General features: G+C 70.3%; 16 protein-coding genes and 1 pseudogene. 9 read left to right on the top strand and 8 right to left on the bottom strand.

Features of this window, described 5'->3' with window-relative positions:
- Positions 1–156 precede the first annotated feature (156 nt).
- Both FHR82_RS02885 and FHR82_RS02880 read right to left on the bottom strand, forming a co-directional pair.
- Entirely contained in the window at positions 157–2388 is a 2232-nt protein-coding gene (locus tag FHR82_RS02885; RefSeq protein ID WP_184808631.1) for a M64 family metallopeptidase, read from the bottom strand.
- Positions 2385–4487: a M6 family metalloprotease domain-containing protein gene (locus FHR82_RS02880; protein ID WP_376706383.1), complete on the bottom strand. Its 2103-nt coding sequence runs from the start codon at positions 4485–4487 to the stop codon at positions 2385–2387. The genes FHR82_RS02885 and FHR82_RS02880 overlap by 4 nt, the downstream gene beginning before the upstream one ends.
- 97 nt (positions 4488–4584) lie before the next feature.
- On the opposite strand from FHR82_RS02880, the gene FHR82_RS02875 reads away from it, so the two are divergent.
- Complete coding sequence (locus FHR82_RS02875) at positions 4585–5691, top strand: PucR family transcriptional regulator (protein ID WP_184808630.1); 1107 nt, start codon at positions 4585–4587, stop codon at positions 5689–5691.
- On the opposite strand, the gene FHR82_RS02870 is transcribed toward FHR82_RS02875, so the two are convergent.
- Both FHR82_RS02870 and FHR82_RS02865 read right to left on the bottom strand, forming a co-directional pair.
- A complete protein-coding gene (locus FHR82_RS02870) occupies positions 5672–7009 on the bottom strand; it encodes a hypothetical protein (RefSeq protein WP_225943967.1) in 1338 nt (445 codons plus the stop codon). The genes FHR82_RS02875 and FHR82_RS02870 overlap by 20 nt on opposite strands.
- Positions 7010–7141: 132 nt before the next feature.
- Positions 7142–8854, bottom strand: a complete 1713-nt coding sequence (locus tag FHR82_RS02865) for a discoidin domain-containing protein (RefSeq protein WP_184808628.1) — start codon at positions 8852–8854, stop codon at positions 7142–7144.
- A gap of 286 nt (positions 8855–9140) precedes the next feature.
- Here FHR82_RS02865 and FHR82_RS02860 point away from each other — a divergent pair, with 286 nt between their 5' ends.
- The 5 genes from FHR82_RS02860 (at position 9141) to FHR82_RS02840 (ending at position 12493) form a co-directional block, all read left to right on the top strand.
- Positions 9141–10004 (top strand): DUF1996 domain-containing protein, encoded by an 864-nt coding sequence (locus FHR82_RS02860; RefSeq protein WP_184808627.1) that lies wholly within the window; start codon positions 9141–9143, stop codon positions 10002–10004.
- Positions 10001–10582 carry a DUF305 domain-containing protein gene (locus tag FHR82_RS02855; protein ID WP_184808626.1) on the top strand — a complete coding sequence of 194 codons (582 nt, stop codon included), beginning with the start codon at positions 10001–10003 and terminating at the stop codon, positions 10580–10582. Before FHR82_RS02860 ends, FHR82_RS02855 begins: the two co-directional genes overlap by 4 nt.
- Positions 10583–10619: 37 nt before the next feature.
- Positions 10620–11606 (top strand): LacI family DNA-binding transcriptional regulator, encoded by a 987-nt coding sequence (locus FHR82_RS02850; RefSeq protein WP_184808625.1) that lies wholly within the window; start codon positions 10620–10622, stop codon positions 11604–11606.
- A 118-nt stretch (positions 11607–11724) separates the two neighbouring features.
- Positions 11725–12105 carry a hypothetical protein gene (locus FHR82_RS02845; protein WP_184808624.1) on the top strand — a complete coding sequence of 127 codons (381 nt, stop codon included), beginning with the start codon at positions 11725–11727 and terminating at the stop codon, positions 12103–12105.
- Entirely contained in the window at positions 12098–12493 is a 396-nt protein-coding gene (locus FHR82_RS02840; protein ID WP_184808623.1) for a hypothetical protein, read from the top strand. Before FHR82_RS02845 ends, FHR82_RS02840 begins: the two co-directional genes overlap by 8 nt.
- Positions 12494–12501: 8 nt before the next feature.
- On the opposite strand, the gene FHR82_RS02835 is transcribed toward FHR82_RS02840, so the two are convergent.
- From FHR82_RS02835 to FHR82_RS02820, 4 genes are all read right to left on the bottom strand, one after another.
- Positions 12502–13437, bottom strand: a complete 936-nt coding sequence (locus tag FHR82_RS02835; protein ID WP_184808622.1) for a pirin family protein — start codon at positions 13435–13437, stop codon at positions 12502–12504.
- The gene (locus FHR82_RS02830; protein WP_184808621.1) at positions 13434–13721 is read right to left on the bottom strand and encodes a GNAT family N-acetyltransferase; all 288 of its coding nucleotides are present in this window, start codon (positions 13719–13721) and stop codon (positions 13434–13436) included. Before FHR82_RS02830 ends, FHR82_RS02835 begins: the two co-directional genes overlap by 4 nt.
- A gap of 111 nt (positions 13722–13832) precedes the next feature.
- On the bottom strand, positions 13833–15623 hold the full coding sequence (locus FHR82_RS02825; protein WP_184808620.1) for a glycoside hydrolase family 2 protein: 1791 nt from the start codon (positions 15621–15623) through the stop codon (positions 13833–13835).
- Positions 15624–15853: 230 nt separating this feature from the next.
- Entirely contained in the window at positions 15854–16411 is a 558-nt protein-coding gene (locus FHR82_RS02820) for a TetR/AcrR family transcriptional regulator (protein WP_184808619.1), read from the bottom strand.
- Between the two features lie 102 nt (positions 16412–16513).
- Between FHR82_RS02820 and FHR82_RS02815 the strand changes: the two are divergent.
- The 3 genes and pseudogenes from FHR82_RS02815 (at position 16514) to FHR82_RS02805 (ending at position 18699) form a co-directional block, all read left to right on the top strand.
- Positions 16514–17685 (top strand): annotated as a pseudogene (locus tag FHR82_RS02815) (cytochrome P450).
- A 4-nt stretch (positions 17686–17689) separates the two neighbouring features.
- Positions 17690–17902, top strand: coding sequence for a ferredoxin (locus FHR82_RS02810; protein WP_184808618.1), 213 nt, complete (start codon positions 17690–17692; stop codon positions 17900–17902).
- Between the two features lie 314 nt (positions 17903–18216).
- Entirely contained in the window at positions 18217–18699 is a 483-nt protein-coding gene (locus FHR82_RS02805; protein ID WP_184808617.1) for a general stress protein, read from the top strand.
- Positions 18700–18814 lie beyond the last annotated feature (115 nt).

Genomic DNA, 18814 nt, shown 5'->3' with positions numbered 1-18814 from the left:
AGCATGGACAGACTTCAACGCGGCCCCCAAACTGATCAAACGACCTTGACCGCTAAGACGCCCCGAAGAACGGGAAGGTTGCCCGGCGGTGGCCGCACGCTACCGCACGAACGCGGCGTGAACGCGGACCAGTTTTGGTGACAGCAGAGCAGTCGTTCAGCACTGGCCGGTCGACGGGCCGCGGACCGTGCTGGGAATGCGCAGGTCGTCCGGTGCGGTGGCGTTCTCCGTGCAGGTCAGCGGTCCCGACACCGTCACCCCGGCGAAAGCGGGCGCACCGTTCCCCGTCAACGTCACCGGACCACGTACCGCGCCGCCGAGCACCTGGACCACGCCCGTCGCGCCGGTGATCGTCAGTGGCCCGCCCACCGTGCCGCGGAACAGCGCGACCGCCGTCGCGCGCGTCGCGGTCACCGGACCGTTGACCGTCGCGGACCGCGCCACCAGGGCGCCGCCCGTCACCGTCACGGGGCCGGCCACCGTCGCACCGTCGAGGCACGTCACGCCGTCGCGGACCACGAGCGGGCCGTTGTGCCGTCCCGTGATCGTCCGCGTGCACGCGGGCGGCTCGGGCAGCAGCGTCACGTCGAAGGACGACGCGCCGCCGATGTTGCCGCTCGGGTCGATGGCGCGGTACTCGATGGTGTGCGTCCCATAGCTGGTCGGCACCTGGTCCCACGGGGAAAGTCGCGGCGTGCCCAGCTTTCCGTACACCAGGTCGTCGATCTCCGTGCCCTGCGGGGTGAACAGGAACGGCGCGTCCGGGTCGGTCGGCCACCCGAAGTAGTTGAACCAGCCGTCGCCGTCGGTGCGGAACTCGCGGACGACGTAGCCCGGGGTGTCGTCGGCACCGTCGAGACCCATCGTGAACGGTCCGTTGTAGACATACGCGGAACCGCCGGACAGCAACGGTTCCGACAGCGTGTAGGACGCAGCCGGCGCCACCGCGTCAACCGTCCACGAGAGGACATCGGAGCCGACCGTCGCGGTCAGCGTGTGCGTGCCGGCCAGCCCCAGCGGCTCGAGGTCGACCGACTTGTCGCGAGTGTCGAGCACCCGACCGTCCAGGCGCCACACCACCTCCGGCACGGACGACGTCGGGTGCGTGGTCTCCGCGTACACGACATCGGTGCCACCGACCGGGTGTGTTGTCGGCGTCGACTGCGTGAACTCGACCGGCACGGGCACGTCCGGGGTGGTCAGCGCGGTGTCGACCGTCCACGTGCGACTCTGCGTCAACGCCGCCGACGACCGGATCGCCGGGTCCCGCACGAACTCGGTCGGGTCGGTGACCGTCACCCGCACCGTGTGCACGCCTGGCGCCAGACCCACACCGGCCAGGTCGAGGGAACGCGCACCGGAGGCCACCGGCGCGCCGTCCACGGTCCACGTCACGTCGAGCCGGTGCGAGACCGGGTACATCGTCTCGACCCACAGCACGCGGTCCGCACCGACCGGCGCCGACGTGGGCACACCGTCCGCGAGGATGTTGGTCTTCGCCGAGATCCGTTGCGTCATCTGCTCGCGGCTGATCTGGTCGAAGTAGTAGCCGAGCGTCTTCATCATCGAGTGCGCGGCAGGTCGCCACACCCCCGTGCCCGAGTACAGCCCGCCCTCGTACCGGCCGATCGGCCCGCCGGACTCGCTCTCCGCACCGAGCCAGCGCCACCACTTCCGCTGCTGGGCGAGCATGTCCTGCGGGGTCAGCAAAGTGTGGTGCGACGACGACGGCTCACCGCCCTCGTACGGCTCGCCGCGCTCACCGCGCGCGTAGTAGTCGTACTCGTCCTGCAGTCCGCCGAGCGAGTGGCCCAGCTCGTGCGGGGTGATCAGCGCGGACAAGGCGTTGCCGCCGGACGCCGTGGCGTTCGCGCCACCGGCGCCGCCGTACGTGTCGCTGTTGCCCAGCGCCAGCAGCTGCCGGTTGGCGCGGGTCGCGCCCGCCACCAGGTCGGCGTACCGGTTGGCGGCCGTCCCGTCGACGGTCAGCAGCCGCTGCACGCTGCCCGGGTTGCAGCCACCCCAGAAACCCATGCCCAGCGGCGTGTCCACGGTCCCGGAGGCCAGCCCCGGGTCACAGTCCACACCGGACTCGGCGGAGGTGATCTCCACCGCGTACACGTTGACGTAGCTGCGGTAGGACTTGAACGGCTCGATGGTCCACAGCACGTTCAGGTGCTTGTCGAGGTGCTCGCGGAACTCCGGCAGCTCGGCCGCCGTGTACCCGTCACCCATCACGACGAGGTTGAACCGCTTCGCCGGGTCTCCGGTCACCTGGATCGGCACGACCGTCGCGTCCCCCGAAGCGGGCACAGCCGCGGAGGCGGGCGGAGCGGCCACGACCGCGGCTGCCACCACAAGTGCGGCCAGCGCCGCCCGCGCCCTCATCGTCCGATCACCGTGCAGCTCGCCGTCGCCTTCTTCGCCGGGTTGCTCTCGGACGTCGCCGTGAGCTTCACCTGCGTGACGACCGGGCCGTTGCCGCTCTTCTTCGCGTGCACCGGCACCTGGACGTACTCGCCGAAGTTCGCCGTGGCGAGCGCGTTCGGCACCGACACCGTCCACCCGCGACCGTCCACAGTGGCCGAAACACGGTAGACGTCACCGCCGGCGTACTTGGACACGTCCTCCGGGTGCGTCCCCGAGGGAGCGGCCGCCCTGCCGGTGTTGAACACGGGGAACTCGCAGGTGGCCAGGCCAGCACGGTCCGGGAGCCCGAACGTGGGCAGCACCCGCACGCCGCGCTTCTGCGGTCCCGCGCCGTCGAGCGAGCGGATCGCGACCGTGTAGGACAGCAGACCCTGCTCGTCGCGCTTGACGTCCAGCACGTAGAAGTGCAGCCGGTTGGCCTCGTCGACGTACTCGTACTCGCTGCCCGAGTTCGTGCCGGCGTGGAACAACGCGTCGGACAGCTGCCGGTAGTCGCCGATCGTGATGGGCACCTCGGTGCCGTCCGGCAGGACGTAGTCGGTCATGCCGATGTCCTGCGGGTTGGCGTCGATGACCCACTCGAACGGCGCCCGGTCCTCGTTCTTCGTCTTGGCGAGCAGCACACCCGCGTCCGGCGTGAACGAGTCGGCACCCATCCGGTCCACGACCTCGACCGTGTAGTTCTGGTAGCCGCGGCCGTCGCAGAACGGGTCGGTGCTGGTGTCGCACGGTGGCGCGAGGTCACCGCCCTCCATCTGGACGTTCACGCCGGACAGCCCCTGCGGTCCTGGTTGGACGGTCCGCGCGGTGATCTTCGCGATCACCATGCCGGAGTCGCCGAGCGCGTCACGGGACAGCCGCAGCACGTTCTGCTCGTCGACCATCTCGAGCTTGATCTTGTTCCGCAGCATGTGCTGCGCGCCCATCGAGCCACCGCCGGTCGGCGGGATCAGCCACCGGCTGTGCGGGCCGCCGGGGCCGTTGAACGAGCCGCGGGACAGCATCTCCCAGATGCCGGTGTAGGCGCGGCGCGGCGGGTTGCCGTACGGGTTGTTGTAGTTGTCGCCGATGCCGAGGATGTGGCTGAACTCGTGTGCGTACACGCCCATGCCGGAGCTCTCGGCCTGGGTCGACGAACCACCGCCCGCGTTGGGCCAGATGGTCGAACCTGACGCCCATGAGGTCCAGTCCACGTACCGGGTCGGCGACCAGTTGGGCAGCGCGTCGTCCGGCGGCCCGAACTCGTCGGTCACCTCGTCCGGCGTCGCGAACTTCATCATGCCGAACTCCTGCCAGGTCGAGGACTCGTCCTGGCCCGCGGAGAGGAAGAACACGAAGTCGAAGCCCGCGGGCACCTCGGCGCCCTGGTCCGCGACCCACGCCGCCCGCCCGTCGGTGCGGATGTTGCGGTTGCAGCTGTCCCCGGCCGGGCAGGCGGCGCCCTCCTGGAACTCCATGGCGTACTCGTGGTCCTTGCCCGGCATGGTGTACGGGCCGAACGCGGTGAGGTCGACGCCGTAGCGGCCGCCGGAGTCCTCCATCCAGTACTCGTGGATGGTGTGGCCGCGGTTGAGTTCGTTCGGCTTGTTGAGGAAGTCCTGGTAGAACTGCGCCACCTGGTCCTCGGGGACGTCGTGCGCCTCGCTGCTGGGGTTCGCGAACACGGTCGAACCCTGCGGCTGTGTCACGACGAACGGCTGGTTCGGGTAGTCCAGGAGGACGAGCGCGCCCTTGAAGGTCCGCTCGGACCCCTGGACCGACGGGTCGGCCCAGTTGGTGCCGGGCACCTTCTTGTAGTCCTTCTCCCAGGTCATGTGGTCGGGGTTGACCCAGTTCTGCGGGTCGATGGGGTCCGGGAACCCCGCGTGGGCGGCGGCGACACGTGCGCCGCCGGCCTGGGTCTGCTGCCACGGCTGCTGCTGCGGCCAGTGGTCGAACTGCCAGGGGTGCTCTGGCGTCACGGGCGGCGCGGCGAGCGCGGGCCCGGCGGTCATCCCGGCGGTGAGTGCGGCGGCGGAGAACAGGGCGGTCACCACGAGGGCAGGGCGACGATTCACACACCGGGACGCTAGCCCGGCTCTTGACCCACATCATCGATCCGATGTAGGGAACGTCCAGGGCACGCTCCGACAAACGTCGAAAACGGGAGGTGGCATGCACCTGCAACCAGCCGTCGACGATCTTGCCCTGCGCATCGGCCGCCCGGTGCTCCTCGAGGACCACGCGCAGAGCGTCCTGGCCTACAGCACCCAGGACGGCGCCATGGACGACGTGCGCCGCGACTCGATCCTCCGCCGCCACACGGCGGACAACGTGCGCCACCACTTCCGCGCGGCGGGCATCTTCGAGTCCCGCGGCCCGCTGCGCATCCCGGCGTCCGGCCCGGTGCTGGCTCGCGTGTGCGTCCCGGTGCGACACCGCGAGCGGTTGCTGGGTTTCCTGTGGCTGATGGACGAACCGCCGTTGCTCCAGTCGGCGGTGACACTGGCGACGGAGTCGGCGTCCCAGCTGGCGCTGACCCTGCTGCGCGATGCGCTGGCCGCGGGCCTGACCGCCCAACGCGAACTGGAGGCGGTGTCGGGTGTGCTGCTCGGCGACGACCCGACGGGTGCGCGGGTGCTGGTCGACGAGGGCGGTTTCCCCGCGCTGCCGGTGACCGTGCTGGTGGTGCGTGGTTCGCTGTCCCGCGAGGCGCTGGAGCAGGGCCTGCTTGCGGCGCGCGCGAAGTTCCCGTCCCGCCACCTGATGCGCCTCGACCACGGGGTGTTGCTGTGCGCGGGCCGCGTGCCCCTGGCGGAGGTGCCTGCCCTGTTCCCGTCCCCGGTGGTGGTGGGCGCTGGCGATGGCCGCCCGTCGTTGTCCCAGGCGGCGGCGTCCTACGCGGAGGCGCTGCACGCGTCGGTGGTGGCGTCGCGGGTCCCGGCCTTCGCTCCGGTGGCGACGTGGGCATCCCTTGGCGTGTACCGGATGCTGGCCGGGATGGGCGCCCACGCCATCCACCCGGGGGTGACGGCGTTGCTGGCGTCGACGGAGTACGCGCCGCTGCTGGAGACACTGGAGACGTACCTGGACTCGGCGGGCAGCGCGGTGGAGACGTCGAACGCGTTACGCCTCCACCGCACGTCGCTCTACTACCGGTTGCAGCGCGTGGAGTCGTTGACGGGCACCAACCTGAAGAACGGCAACGACCGGCTGATGCTCCACCTGAGCCTGAAACTGGCCCGCCTCCACGGCCGGTTCGTCACTCCGTCATCACGATGAAGTCGCCGTGGCCGCCGTACCCGAGGACGGGCTCGGCGTACTGGGTGCCGTCGAACGTCACCATCCAGTACTTGTTCCGGTACTGGAACACCATGGGGTGCGGGATGTTGGTGCCGTAGGGGGCGTCGAGGGTCCCCTGCGGACGCATGGACAGGTCGTACTTGCGGTAGACGCGCGCATCGCCGTCGCTGGTGAGCACGTACCACTTACCCTGCAGGCGCTGGATGATCGTGCCCTCGGTCTGGTCGAGGCTGAGGTCAGCCCCGACGAGCGACAGGCTCTCCAGCGACCGCCCACGAGCCAGCGCCGGGTGGAACACGAACGCGGGCGACTGCGCCGGGCTCTCCACGAACGCGACGTGCCACTGACCGTTGATCTTGGTCATGGCGGGGTCCCACGAGCTGACGGTCGTCGGCAGCGGCATCTTCCTGGTGGGCAGGACGTGCACACCGGACAGCACGTTCGCGCGCGTCCGGACGTACCGGATGTGCACCCCGGCGAAGTTGAAGTCCCCCCACGACGACATGGCCACCACGAACTCGTCCCCGTCGACGACGATCTGGCCGGCGTGGTCGCCGAGCACCACCCCGTCGCGGGCGAAGAACAGCTGCGCGACCTGCGTCAACCGCGTGGGGTTGGCCAGGTCGAGCGTCCACACGCCCCAGTGCGCCTGCTGGAAGAACCCGAGACCGGCGTTGGTGAGGGTGAGGTACAGCTTGCCGTCGCGGATGAACGGCCTGCCGTCCGCGTGCTGCACGACGTGCGGGTCACGCACCCCGGCCTGCCCGAAGTACCCGGCCCGCACCCGCCCGACAGCGCCCTCGTACCCGTAGCTCAGGCGCCGCAGCACGTTCGGGTCCCGCAGGTCGATCAGCGCACGCACACCGTCCCGGTTGGTGAGCAGCGGCTGCCAGCCCGCGCCGGTGTCGGCGAGCACGGTGACCGCGTTCTCGTTGACCACGACCGCGAACCCGAACTCCCCGGGCAGGTCGGCGGCCACCGACTCCACGACGGTCGTCGCACCACCGACCGTCACCTCGATGGTGGCGGTGCCGTCCGCGTACCGCCCGAGCACCGAGGTGCCGCCGCCTGCCAGCCCCGCCGCGACCGCGCCACGCGCCCGCGTCACCACCGCGCAGAACGGCGCCACGGGCCGTTCCCCGGTCACCACCCGGCCGGGCCGGGCAGGCACGTCGTACTGCACGAACCCCGGTGCGATCAGGTCGAAGGGCCGGAACTGGTGGCGGATGTGGAACTCCAGCGAGGATGCGGCCGCCACACCCGGCAGTGCCACCCCCGCCAACCCAGCCACAGCCATGCCACGTAACACAGTGCGCCTGTCGAGAGACATCATCGTCCTCCTAGTTGCCAGGCACCCACTTAACGCGGTTCCAGGCCAAGAATCAACGATGAGGGGGCCGTCCGCGCGGAACGGACGGCCCCCGAACACTCACCGATAGACCCGCACATAGTCGATCATCATGTTCTGCGGGAACGACGTGCTCGCGTTGGGCGGCCCTGGCCAGTCCCCGCCCACCGCGTTGTTCATGATGAGGAAGAACGGGTGGTCGTACACCCACGGCCCGCGCGTCGACTCGACGGTGTCCTTGCTGGCGGTGAAGAAGTTGTTGCCGTCCACGAAGAACCGCATCTGCGTCGGGCCCCACTCCACGGCGAACACGTGGAACGCGGCGTTGGCCGCCTGGCCGAGGTTCAACGGCGACCCGTACCCGCCCGCACCGAAGTAGGCGGGCGCGTGCAACGTCGAGTACACGTTGTTCGGCTCCTTGCCGACGTGCTCCAGGATGTCGATCTCGCCGCTCGCGGGCCACGGCCGCCCCTGGAAGAAGTTGCTGCCCAGCATCCAGAACGCGGGCCACAGCCCCTGTCCGCTGGACACCCGGATCCGCGCCTCCACACGCCCGTAGGTGAAGTCGAACTTCCCGGCCGTGTTGAGCCGCCCCGAGGTGTACTGGCACGTCGTCGAACCGCCCGACAACGGATCCGGCGGGCACGACGACCCGGGGGTCACCTCACGCCGCGCCTGGATGACCAGGTTGCCCGCGCCGTCCATCCGCGCGTTGTTGTTGTTCGTGTAGTACTGCAACTCGTTGTTCACGCCGGGCCCGGTCTCCGCCGTCCACTTGGCAGGATCAGGCGTGGCACCGTTGGCGCCGTTGAACTCGTCACTCCACGCGAGCCGCGTGAAGTCCGGCGTGGGCAGCGAAGGCGGCGGCGTCGGGTTGCCACCGGTCCCGTACACCTGGAACTCCCACAACGAGTACCCGTAGCCGTTCGACCGCGCGGTGCCGTACATCCGCACGTACCGGCCGGAACCGTTGACGGTCAGGGTCTCCTTGAACCCGCGGCCCGCGTTCGTCTGGTAGATCGTCGTCCACGAGGTGTTGTTGCTCGACACCTGGATCTGGTACGCGGTCGCGTAGGCCGGGTCCCACTGGAGGACGACCTTGGAGATCGTCGCGGTGGCGCCGAGGTCGATCGTGATCCAGCCGGGGTCGACCCAGCCGTTCGTCGAGCTGGTCGCCCAGCGGGTGGCCGGGTCGAAGTCGGTCACGCGGGCGGGGACGCAGCCCGAGCACGCGCCGTCGTCCTGGAACGTCGACGCTGTCGCGGGCTTGTTGTACGACAGCAGGCCGCCGTCGACCGGACCGCTGCCGCCGTCCGGCGTGCCGAAGACCTGGAACTCCCACAGCGAGTAGCCCCACTGGGTGGCGCGCGCGGTGAGGTTGAGCCGGACGTACCGGCCGGTGCCGGTGACCGGGAGCACCTGCGCACCACCGGTTCCCGTGGCCGTTGTGTACACAGTGGACCACGAGGAGGCGTTCGCCGAGATCTGCACCGAGAAGCCGCGCGCGTACGCGGCCTCCCAGTTGACGCGGACCTCGTCGACGTCGTAGGTGGCGCCGAGGTCGACCTGGAGCCACTGCGGGTCGCTGAACTGGCTCGACCAGCGGGTGCCGGTGTTGCCGTCGACCGCGGCGGTCACGGGGAACGCCGCCGCGTTCTCGGTCGACGACGCCGTGACCGGCTTGCCCTGCGAGATGAGGGCGCCCGCCGCCGCGGCGGGCGAACTGCTGACTTGGAACAAGGTGACCGCGAGGGTCGCGGCCACACCCAACGAGAGGAACCGGCGAGATCTCATGCGTGCTCCTTCGCACGCGCCCGGCCGCGTCCGGTCGCGAACCGTCGGCGTGGAACAGGAAGGGGACTTGGAGGCGTGAGAGCGCTCTCTCCGGGACAGAGCGTGGCGATCCGGACAGATCCTGTCAAGGCTGACGACCGTTCGGTCCGCGCCGCTAGACCGAACGGGGTCATTTGTTCCTGTGCAGAACAAAACCGTTGACCGGTAGGTGTGACCCACGTCATCCTCAATCGTGAGAGCGCTCTCTCGTTCCCCTGCAGGAAACGTCGAGGGAGTTTGATCTTCAATGACGAAGAACCGAATCAGATGGCTCACGCTCGCCCTCGCGGCCGTCGCGGCGGCGGGCGTCGTGGTGAGCGGCGGCATCACCGGCAGTCCCGAGAAAGCCCAGGCCGTCATCCGTGTCGCGGAGTTCCCGGCCGACTGCGCGCTCAGCCACCGGCTGCCCGACGACCCCATCGTGCTGCCGAACCTGCCCGGCGCGTCCCACTCGCACGACTTCTTCGGCAACCACGCGACCACCGCGAACACCACGACCCACCAGCAACTCGCGGGAGCCACCGGCAACTGCAACCCGGCCGTGGACATCTCGTCGTACTGGGTGCCGACCCTCTACAAGAACAACCAGCCGGTGGTGCCGACCGGCATCACCTTCTACTACCTGGGCGAAGGCGTGAACAACCCGGGCGCGATCCGGCCGACGCCGGTCGGGTTGAAGATCGTCGCGGGCAACTCCAAGGCCACCGGCGACGCCGACTCGATCGCCCGCTGGTCGTGCCTGCACGCCGGCCACGTGAACCCGTCGAAGAACTTCGTGAACTGCCCGTCCGGCACGCAGCTGGAGACCTACCTGGACTTCCCGCAGTGCTGGAACGGCACCACGCTCGACTCGTCGGACCACAAGTCCCACATGGCGTACCCGGTCGCGGGCGGCTGCCCGTCGTCACACCCGGTGCCGGTGCCGAAGCTGCGGATGGTGTTGCGGTACCCGGTCAACGGCGACCCGTCGGGCCTGCGGCTGTCGTCCGGTGACGGGCGCACCATGCACGGCGACTTCTTCAACGTCTGGCCAGCGGCGGAGATGGAGCGCCGCGTGCGGGACTGCATCAACCCGGTGATCAAGTGCGGCCACGACGGCAGGCCGCTGTGAAGCTAGTCCTGGTGGTCCTGCTGGTCGCCGCGCTCAGCGCGTGCGGCCTGCAGGGCCCCGCCCCGGCGCCGAACCCTGCACCGCCGCCGGGAGCCCAGGCGGTCGCGTCGAACAGAGCCGCAGGCGGAGACGCCGACGGAGACCTCGACGCGACCGCCAGGGCGTTCGTCGAACTGGTCATCGCGACCGACCACCAGGCCGTGAAGCTGCTCGACCTTGGCGTGGCGCACGCGACGTCGCCGGGCCTGCGGGCGCTGGCCGGTGAGCTGGCGGCCACGCGGCGCGCGGAACTGTCGGAACTGCGCGGAATCCTCGACACCGCGGCGATCCCGTACGTCGACAACCACGCGGGCCACGACATGCCGGGCATGCCGACGGAAGCGGAGTTGCTCGCGCTGTCGTCGGCACCGGACTTCGACGCCGAGTTCACGCGGCTGGCGCGGGCACACCTGACCGAGTCGGCGACGGTGGCGAAGTCCGGGGCTTCTTCGATCACGCACGGGGAGGCGAAAGCGGTCGCGGAGGCGATGGTGCGGGAGCGGTCCAGCGCGTTGCGATCACTCGACGCACTCGGCTGACGTGGTCAGCTATAAAGAGGTCGTGCCGCGCCACCCGATGACACGACGCGTCACCCTCGAGGAGGTCGCCAGGGCCGCGGGGGTGTCCCGCGCGACGGTGTCGAGGGTCGTCAACGGGGTGACCAGCGTGGACGAGAACATCCGGCAGGCGGTCGAAGAGGCCATCTCGAACACCGGCTACCTGCCCAACCTGGCGGCCAGGTCACTGGTCACGCGGCGCGCGGACGCGGTGGCACTGGTGCTGCCGGACGAGGATCGCGTGCTCGGTGACCCGTTCTTCGGGCGGGTCGTGCGCGGGGTGATGACGGTGACCGCACCCGCCGGCCTGCACCTGGTGCTCACGACGACCGGCGTCGGCACGGGCGACCAGGTGCTGTCGGACCTCAAACGCGGCCGGCTCGACGGCGTGATCCTGATCCACACGTCCCCGGCGGACCCGCTGCCCGGCCGGTTGCTGGACGGTCACTTCCCGGTGGTGCTGTCGGCCAGGCCCTCGGTGCCGCTGCCGATCACGTACGTCGACGTGCACCAGACCGCGGGCGCTTCCCTTGCCGCGCGACACCTTCGTTACGCGGGCCGGTCCCGCTTGGCCACGATCGCGGGGCCGCAGGACTCGCCTGCGGGACAGGACCGGCTGCGTGGTTTCCGGGACGCCGTCGGCGACGACGTCCCGTGGGTGGAGGGCGACTTCACGTTGCCGAGCGGTGCGGCCGCCATGTCGCGGTTGCTGGCCGAGCACCCGGACGTGGACGGCGTGTTCGTGGCGTCGGACCTGATGGCCCGCGGCGCGCTGCCGGTGCTGCGGCGCGCTGGCCGCCGCGTCCCGGAGGACGTGGCGATCGTCGGCTTCGACGACTCCCGTGCCGCCCTGGACTGCGACCCGCCGCTGACGACCGTCCGCCAGCCGACGGAGGAGATGGCCGCGGAGATGGCGCGGTTGCTGGTGCGGCAGATCGAACACCCGGAGACGCCCGTCGCGGCGGTGATCTTCCAGCCGACGCTGGTGGTCCGCCATTCCACCTGATCGTCGGCAACTACGATCAGCCCATGGTCAGCAGCCCCGGCGAGCCGGAGCGCGCGGTGCCGGCGGTCCGGCGGCGAGACGGCCGGGCCGGTGGTCGTCCACTTTCGATGGGAGCGCGGTGATCGAGATCCTCGCGGCGGTGCTCACGTACGTCGCACTGGCGGCGGCGGTGTGGGCGGCCGTGCTGGTCGTGGTCGGCAAGCCGATCCAGCTGCGGGAGTGGCACGGGCTCTGGCTGTACGGCGTGGTGCTGCTGCTCGAGGTGGGTCTGCTGGTGCAGCTGGTCGCCGGGATCGTGCGCCTCGCGACCGCCGACCGGCAGGTCGACAGCCTCGCCTACCTCGGCTACCTGATCACCGCGCTGCTGATACCGCCGCTCGCCGGGTTCTGGGCACTGGCCGAACGGAGCCGCTGGGGTCCCGCGGTGATGGTGGTCGGCTGCCTGACGGTGCCGGTCCTGATCCTCCGGCTCGGGCAGGTCTGGGACGCGCATGTCTGACCTCGCCGCACGCACCCGGTCCGGCCCTGGGCGGTTGCTGATCGCCGTGTACGCGATCTTCGCGCTGTCCGCGACCGCGCGGTCGGCCGTCCAACTCGGCACGCACTTCTCGCGGGCACCGCTCGCCTACCTGCTGTCAGCTTTCGCCGCGGCCGTGTACGTCGTCGCGACCGTCTGCCTCACGCGCGGCAACCGGACCTCCCGCCGGATCGCGACGATCTCGATCCTGGTCGAGCTGGCCGGGGTGCTCGTGGTGGGCACGCTGAGCCTGGTGGTGCCGCACGTCTTCCCGGACGCGACGGTGTGGTCGGACTACGGGCAGGGCTACGGGTACATCCCCGCCGTGCTGCCGCTGCTGGGCCTGTGGTGGCTGCGCTCGACGCGGTGACCGAGGTGTCAGCGGCGGCGTTTGCGGGGCGCCAACCTGACACCCGGTAGGTCCGGCGCCGGGATGCGGGCGCCGTCGTGACCGTCGACCTCGCCGAAGCGGGCGTCCCCGGCCTGCCACTCCTCGCGCGCGGTCACGATCTCCTCGTGACCGCGGCCCACGAAGTTCCACCACATGACCAGCTCGTCCGGGAACGGCTCCCCGCCGAGCAGGAACGCGCGGCCCTCGCCCGCGAGCGGCAACTCCGTCCGCCCGGTGCCCAGGTACAGCAGGTGCGCACGCGGCACGTCGACACCCGCGACCGTCACGGGGTCGATCGCCAGCACGGCGTGTTCGTGATCGGCACGCAGTGGCAGCACCGCGGCGCCCCGGAGCAGCAGGTCGGCGCCCACGATCGGCGTGTGGGCGGTCGCGGGTGACGTGACCTCGCCAAGCGAACCCATCACGACCGTCGCGGTCACGCCCGGCCCGGTGTACTCCGGCAACGCGACGTGCTGCTCGAACTCCGGTGCCATCGTCGCCCGGTCGGCGGGCAGCGCGACCCACAGCTGCAGCCCGTGCAGCACACCGGACGACGCCGAGATCTCCGAGTGCGACACCCCGCGGCCCGCGGTCATCAGGTTCAGCTGGCCCGGCCGCACGAGCACGTCCGAGCCGAGGCTGTCGCGGTGGTGGATCTCCCCCGCCATCGGCCAGGTCACCGTCTGCAGCCCGGTGTGCGGGTGCGGCAGGACAAGCATGTCCGCCTCATGTGGACCGAACGAGTCCAGGAAGCACCACGCGCCCACGGTCGGCAGACCGCGCTGTGGCATCACGCGGTCGACCTGCATCGCCCGCAGACCACCGAGCGGTACTGCTCTGGGCGTGAACAGTTCCGCCACGGCGTGGTCGTCGGCCTCGGTGTGGCAGATCGTCACGTCCGGGCGAGCTTCCAGGTTGCTCACGGCGCCTGGATGTGCCCGTCGTACTTGTCGGTCTTCTTCAGGTACCCGGCGATGAACTCGCACATCGGCACGATCACCTTGCCGTTCGCGACGACGTCGTCGAGTGCCTCGGCGGCGAGGACCTTGCCGAGGCCCTGTCCACCGAAGGCCTTGTCGATCTCCGTGTGCGTGAACACGACCCGGTCACCCGTCCGGTAGTACTGCGTGAAACCTGCGAACTTGTCGTCCGAGTACACCTCGTACCGCAGCTGCTCGCGGTTGTGCACGACCTTGGTGTCCGCCATGGCCCGCCTTTCGTGTGTCATCCATGACCCTAAGCTCAACGAGCGGGCTCTGCCGCCAATTCCAACATGTGCCGCACAGCGGCCGGCTACCAGGCGTCAGGTTCTCCGGCGCTACTCCGGTTCGCCGAGGGACGCCCGGTGCGCGGCCTCGATCAGCTGGTGCAGTTCCTCCGTCGGCACGCTCGCCGCGGGCAGCGCGTTGATCCGCCGGATCGCGGCCGGGTCCACCTTGTGCTCGCGGGTCTCGGTGAGCAGGCCGTTCACCTCCTGCTCGGTGTCGGTCAGCTGCGTGTAGCAGTAGCCGGCCACCTGCTCGCTCCCGACCAGCGCGGTGACCAGGCGTTCGTAGGCGGTGAGGAGGGCGTCGGCGTCCCCGACCGTGCGGTAACCGAACCAGCGTTCGCCCGCGTTCGGGGTGTAGCTGAGGCCGCCGAACTCGGTGACCATCAGCGGCTGCCCGTCCCGCTCCTGGTCGCCGAGCATGATGCGGCGCGGGCCCGGCCAGTCGCGGCCGAACGCCCTGCCCGCTGCTTCCGGTGTGCCGTACCGGGAGGTCAGCCCGTCGGCGGACGGGCTGTAGTCGTGCACGGTCCAGATGTCGCTCGTCGTGTGTTCCCAGCCGTCGTTGGAGATCACCGGGCGGGTGCCGTCGACGGCGTGGGTCAGGTGGTACAGCGACTCGAGGAAGTGCCGCTGGCGCGGGTCGGACGGCAGCGCGGGCGTGCCCCAGCTCTCGTTCACCGGCACCCACGTGACGACGCACGGGTGGCTGACGTCGCGGCGCACCACCTCGAGCCACTCGGCGGTGAACCGGGCGACGCCGTCGACGGAGTACTCGTACGCGTTCGCCATCTCGCCCCACACGACGAGCCCGAGCCGGTCGCACCAGTACAGGAACCGCGGGTCCTCGACCTTCTGGTGCACGCGGACCCCGTTGAACCCCAGCTCCTTGATCAGCTCGACCTCGCGCCGCAGCGCGTCCTCCGACGGTGCCGCCAGGTGCGACGTCGGCCAGTAGCCCTGCGCCAGCACCATCCGCAGGAACAGCCGTTCGCCGTTGAGCACGAACCGGCCGTCGCGCACCTCGGCGTCCCGCAGCCCGAAGTAGCTCTCGACGGTGTCGACCACCTCGTCGTCCCGCAGCAGCGACACGGTCGCGTCGATGAGGGTCGGACTGGCGGGGCTCCACCGGAAGTCGCCGCGTGGCAGGGAGATCGTGCGTTCGACGTCACCGTCGACGAGGTACCGGTCGTCGGCGAGCACGCGCTCTCCCAGCGACAGCCGCACGCGGACCGACAGCCCGGCCGCGTCGACCGCCGACACCCGGACCCGCACGGACCGGTCCGCGAACGACGGCGTCCACTCCAGACCCGCCACGTACGCCGACGGCACGGCCTCCAGCCACACGGGCTGCCAGATGCCGGTGGTGCGGTGGTACCAGATCGCGGCGGGTTCCGGCTCCCAGTACTGCTTGCCGCGGGGCTGCGTCATGTCGTCGACGCTGTCCTCGGCCCGCACGACCACAACCTGACGGCCGTCAGCCACGAGCGCGTGCGTGATGTCCACATGGAACGGCGCGTGCCCGCCGACGTGCGAGCACACCTCGGTGCCGTTCACCCACACCCTGGCCCGGTAGTCGACGGCGCCGAAGTGGAGCAGCAGCCGGTCACCGGCCGGGGCGTCGAACGTCCTGCGGTACCAGACGACCGGGTGCGGCGCCGGGTCGTGCACCCCGCTCGCCGCCGACTCGGGCGGGAACGGGACGGTGATCGTCTGACCTAACGAACGGTCGCCACGCCACCACTTCGCCTGTACACCGGCGTTCTCGTCGTCGTGGGCGAACTCCCACTCGCCGCACAGGTCCTGCCATTCCGGTCGGGTCAGCTGTGGTCGCGGGTGCATGCCCGACACGCTACCGGCAACGCCGGCCTGACGAGCGGCAGGCGGTGACCCGCGCGCCGTAGTTCCGTGTGGTGGCAAGGGTTCCGCTGGCGAACGCGGACGCGACACCCAGTACCTGGACAACCGTGCCGATGGCGGTGTTCGTACCGTGGACGCCCGTCAGGTCGTCGATTCCCGTTGAGCAGACGAGGATCGCTGACACGTCGAGCGGTGTACGACCCATCCTCGGGCTACGACATCTTCTCCAGCAGCGTGCGCGCCGCGGGCAGCACGAGGTCACGCACGGCGGCGGGGTCGGCATCGGCGAGCGGCTGCGTCGCGGCCACGCCGCGCATGAGGCTGATCCCGAACAGCCACGCGAGCACGAGGTCGGCCCGCAGCGCCGCGTCGGGCTGGTCGGTGAGGGTGCCGAGCGTCTCCGCGTAGCTCGCGTTCAGCCTCTCCCGGATGGCGGCGGCCTCGTCGTCGGTGCCCAGGGTGCGCAACAGGGCGGTCAGCACCTGGTCCCGCCGCGCGGACGACGATGGATCGAGCAGGTTGTCGAGCATCTCCGCGACGAGCAGGCCCGGTTCGGTCTCCTCCCGCCGGTGCCCGGCCGCGACCTCCGCGAACAGCGCCTCCTTGGAACCGAAGTACCGGAAGAGCAACGCCTGGTTGGCCCCCGCCCGGGTGGCGATGTCACGCACGGTCGTCCGGTCGTACCCGCGCTCGGCGAACAGGGCGGTCGCGGCGTCGAGCAGGGCCTGCCGGGTGGCGACCGAATCCCGCCGCCGTGTCTCTTCGCTCACGGAACCTCCAAAGCGGACAGACTAGCCGTCAAGGTGCGTAACCGCCTTGACACGCTGCGTAGCGTGTAAGCAGATGCTTACATAGTGGGGAGATGCGTGGAGATGACGGTCGCCTACCCGTTCAACGAGACCGGCAACCTGGACCTGCACGACACGTACCGGAAGGCGCAGAAGGCCGAGGGGATGCTCCGGGTGCGGCTGCCGCACGGCGAACCCGCATGGCTGGCGACGCGGTACGCGGACGCGCGGCTGGTACTGGGCGACCAGCGCTTCAGCCGGGCCGAGGCCGCCGCCCACGACGAACCGAGGATGCGCGAGGGCCGGGCGACGGGCGGCATCCTGTCGATGGACCCACCGGAGCACACCCGCCTGCGCACGCTGGTGGCGAAGGCGTTCACGGTGCGGCGGGTGGAGGAACTGCGCCCCAGCGCGCGGGCGATCGCGACGAGCCTGGTCGAGGACATGAAGGCGGCGGGCCCCCCGCGGACCTGGTCGACGGGTTCGCGCTGCCGCTACCGGTGGCGGTGATCTGCGAGCTGCTCGGGGTACCGGCGACCGACCGCCCGCTCTTCCGCGTGTGGAGCGACGACGCACTGTCGACGAGCAGGCTGACGTCGGACGAGTTCATGGCGAGCCGCGAGGCGATGCGCGACTACATGCGCGGTCTGATCGCCGCCCACCGGGCCGACCCGGCCGACGACCTGATGACGGCACTGATCGAGGCCCGCGACCAGGCGGACCGGCTGACGGAGCTGGAGCTGGTCGACCTGTGCGTGGGCATCCTGGTGGCGGGCCACGAGACAACGGCGAGCCAGATCCCGAACTTCATGGTGACGCTGTTCGACCACCCGGCGGCGCTGGCCAGGCTGCGATCGGACCCGTCGCTGATCCCGGGCGCGGTGGAGGAACTGATGCGTTTCGTGCCGCTGGGCGCCGGCGCCGGCTTCCCTCGCTACGCGGTGGAGGACGTGCGGGTGGGCGACGTGCTGGTGCGCGCGGGTGAACCGGTGGTGGTGGCGATCGGCGCCGCGAACCGCGACGCCATCCGCTTCGACGACGCCGACGAGTTGCGGGTGGACCGCCCGCCGGCGCAGCACCTCGGTTTCGGGCACGGGGTGCACCACTGCCTTGGCGCGGCCCTGGCCCGCATGGAGCTGCAGGAGGCGCTGCGGGCACTGCTGGTGGAGCTGCCGGACCTCCACGTGGCGGGCGACATCCAGTGGAAGACGGAGATGCTGGTCCGCGGCCCGGTGACGATGCCGGTGGGGTGGTGACGCGATGGAGTGGCAGGTGAACGTGGACCGTGCCGTGTGCCTGGGGTCGGGCATGTGCGCGGCGCTGGCCCCGGACCTCTTCGAACTGGACGACTTCGCGCGGGCCGTGCACCCGGCCATCGAACCGGACGAGGTGGCGTTGGACGCGGCGGACCAGTGCCCGGCCCTGGCCATCACCGTGCTGGAGAACGGAAAGGAAATCGGTCCCCGCCCCTGAGGGACGAACGATCGGAGGGGTGCCCGGCAGCCCCGGGTCGCTCACAGGGCGGCAGCCTCCGGCCCCGGAATCCAGCGTAACGACGACCACCGACAACGCACGGTCCGCGATCCCCGGTTGTCCACAGCCCGCCCGGTTGTCCACAGTCGAACCGCCGAGCAGCGCGGACTGTCGGTGGCCGCCGGTAGCGTGGTGACCGGGGGCCGGAGGCCGAACAGTCTGAGAACCCCCTGTGAACTCGGACCAACCGGGCACAGAACACCCAGCCACCACGTTGACCCCAGTGAGAGACACACCCACTGGAGGTGACCCCCATGACGGCAGCGTTCGCACCGACCAACAGTCTGCCGACCATGCCGGAAGGTTGGCCGATCGGCTCGTACGACACCTACAAGAAAGCCCAGCGGGCCGTCGATTTCCTGGCAGACAACGAGTTCCCCGTCCAGGACGTCACGATCGTCGGCGTCGAGCCGATGCTCGTGGAGCGTGTTTCGGCACGGCTGACGTGGGGACGGGTCCTGTCTGCCGGCGCGGCGTCCGGCGCGTGGCTCGGTCTGTTCGTCGGCCTGTTGCTGAGCCTCTTCACGACGACCGGCGGGCTCGCGCCGATCCTCATCGGCATGGTGTCCGGCATCGCGTTCGGGCTGGCCTCGGCCGCGGTCCGGTACGGCGCCACCAAGGGACAGCGTGACTTCGTCTCGCAGAGCCAACTGGTGGCCCGCCGCTACGACGTGCTTTCCAAGCCCCGCAACGCGGAGCTCGGCCGCACCCTGCTGATGAGCATTCCACAAACCTGACAGCCGGAGTTCACGCTCCGTGCGCTGACCGGTCACGACGCGCTGCTTCGCTCGGGATATCCCGAGCGAGGCGGCGCGCATGAATTTGCTGGACCGACGGCACTTTCTCGTACTT

This window comes from Actinophytocola algeriensis (assembly GCF_014203735.1).
GTDB lineage: Bacteria > Actinomycetota > Actinomycetes > Mycobacteriales > Pseudonocardiaceae > Actinophytocola > Actinophytocola algeriensis.
Note: the sequence above shows the minus strand (reverse complement) of the source record. Positions and strands in the feature narration are given on the sequence as shown.

Coding starts and splice junctions, on each gene's coding strand:
- FHR82_RS02805 (WP_184808617.1), top strand. CDS start 18,217: ATGACGGCAGCGTTCGCACCGACCAACAGTCTGCCGACCATGCCGGAA.
- FHR82_RS02885 (WP_184808631.1), bottom strand. CDS start 2,388: ATGAGGGCGCGGGCGGCGCTGGCCGCACTTGTGGTGGCAGCCGCGGTC.
- FHR82_RS02870 (WP_225943967.1), bottom strand. CDS start 7,009: ATGGCTGTGGCTGGGTTGGCGGGGGTGGCACTGCCGGGTGTGGCGGCC.
- FHR82_RS02840 (WP_184808623.1), top strand. CDS start 12,098: ATGTCTGACCTCGCCGCACGCACCCGGTCCGGCCCTGGGCGGTTGCTG.
- FHR82_RS02860 (WP_184808627.1), top strand. CDS start 9,141: ATGACGAAGAACCGAATCAGATGGCTCACGCTCGCCCTCGCGGCCGTC.
- FHR82_RS02850 (WP_184808625.1), top strand. CDS start 10,620: ATGACACGACGCGTCACCCTCGAGGAGGTCGCCAGGGCCGCGGGGGTG.
- FHR82_RS02865 (WP_184808628.1), bottom strand. CDS start 8,854: ATGAGATCTCGCCGGTTCCTCTCGTTGGGTGTGGCCGCGACCCTCGCG.
- FHR82_RS02875 (WP_184808630.1), top strand. CDS start 4,585: ATGCACCTGCAACCAGCCGTCGACGATCTTGCCCTGCGCATCGGCCGC.
- FHR82_RS02810 (WP_184808618.1), top strand. CDS start 17,690: ATGGAGTGGCAGGTGAACGTGGACCGTGCCGTGTGCCTGGGGTCGGGC.
- FHR82_RS02830 (WP_184808621.1), bottom strand. CDS start 13,721: ATGGCGGACACCAAGGTCGTGCACAACCGCGAGCAGCTGCGGTACGAG.
- FHR82_RS02825 (WP_184808620.1), bottom strand. CDS start 15,623: ATGCACCCGCGACCACAGCTGACCCGACCGGAATGGCAGGACCTGTGC.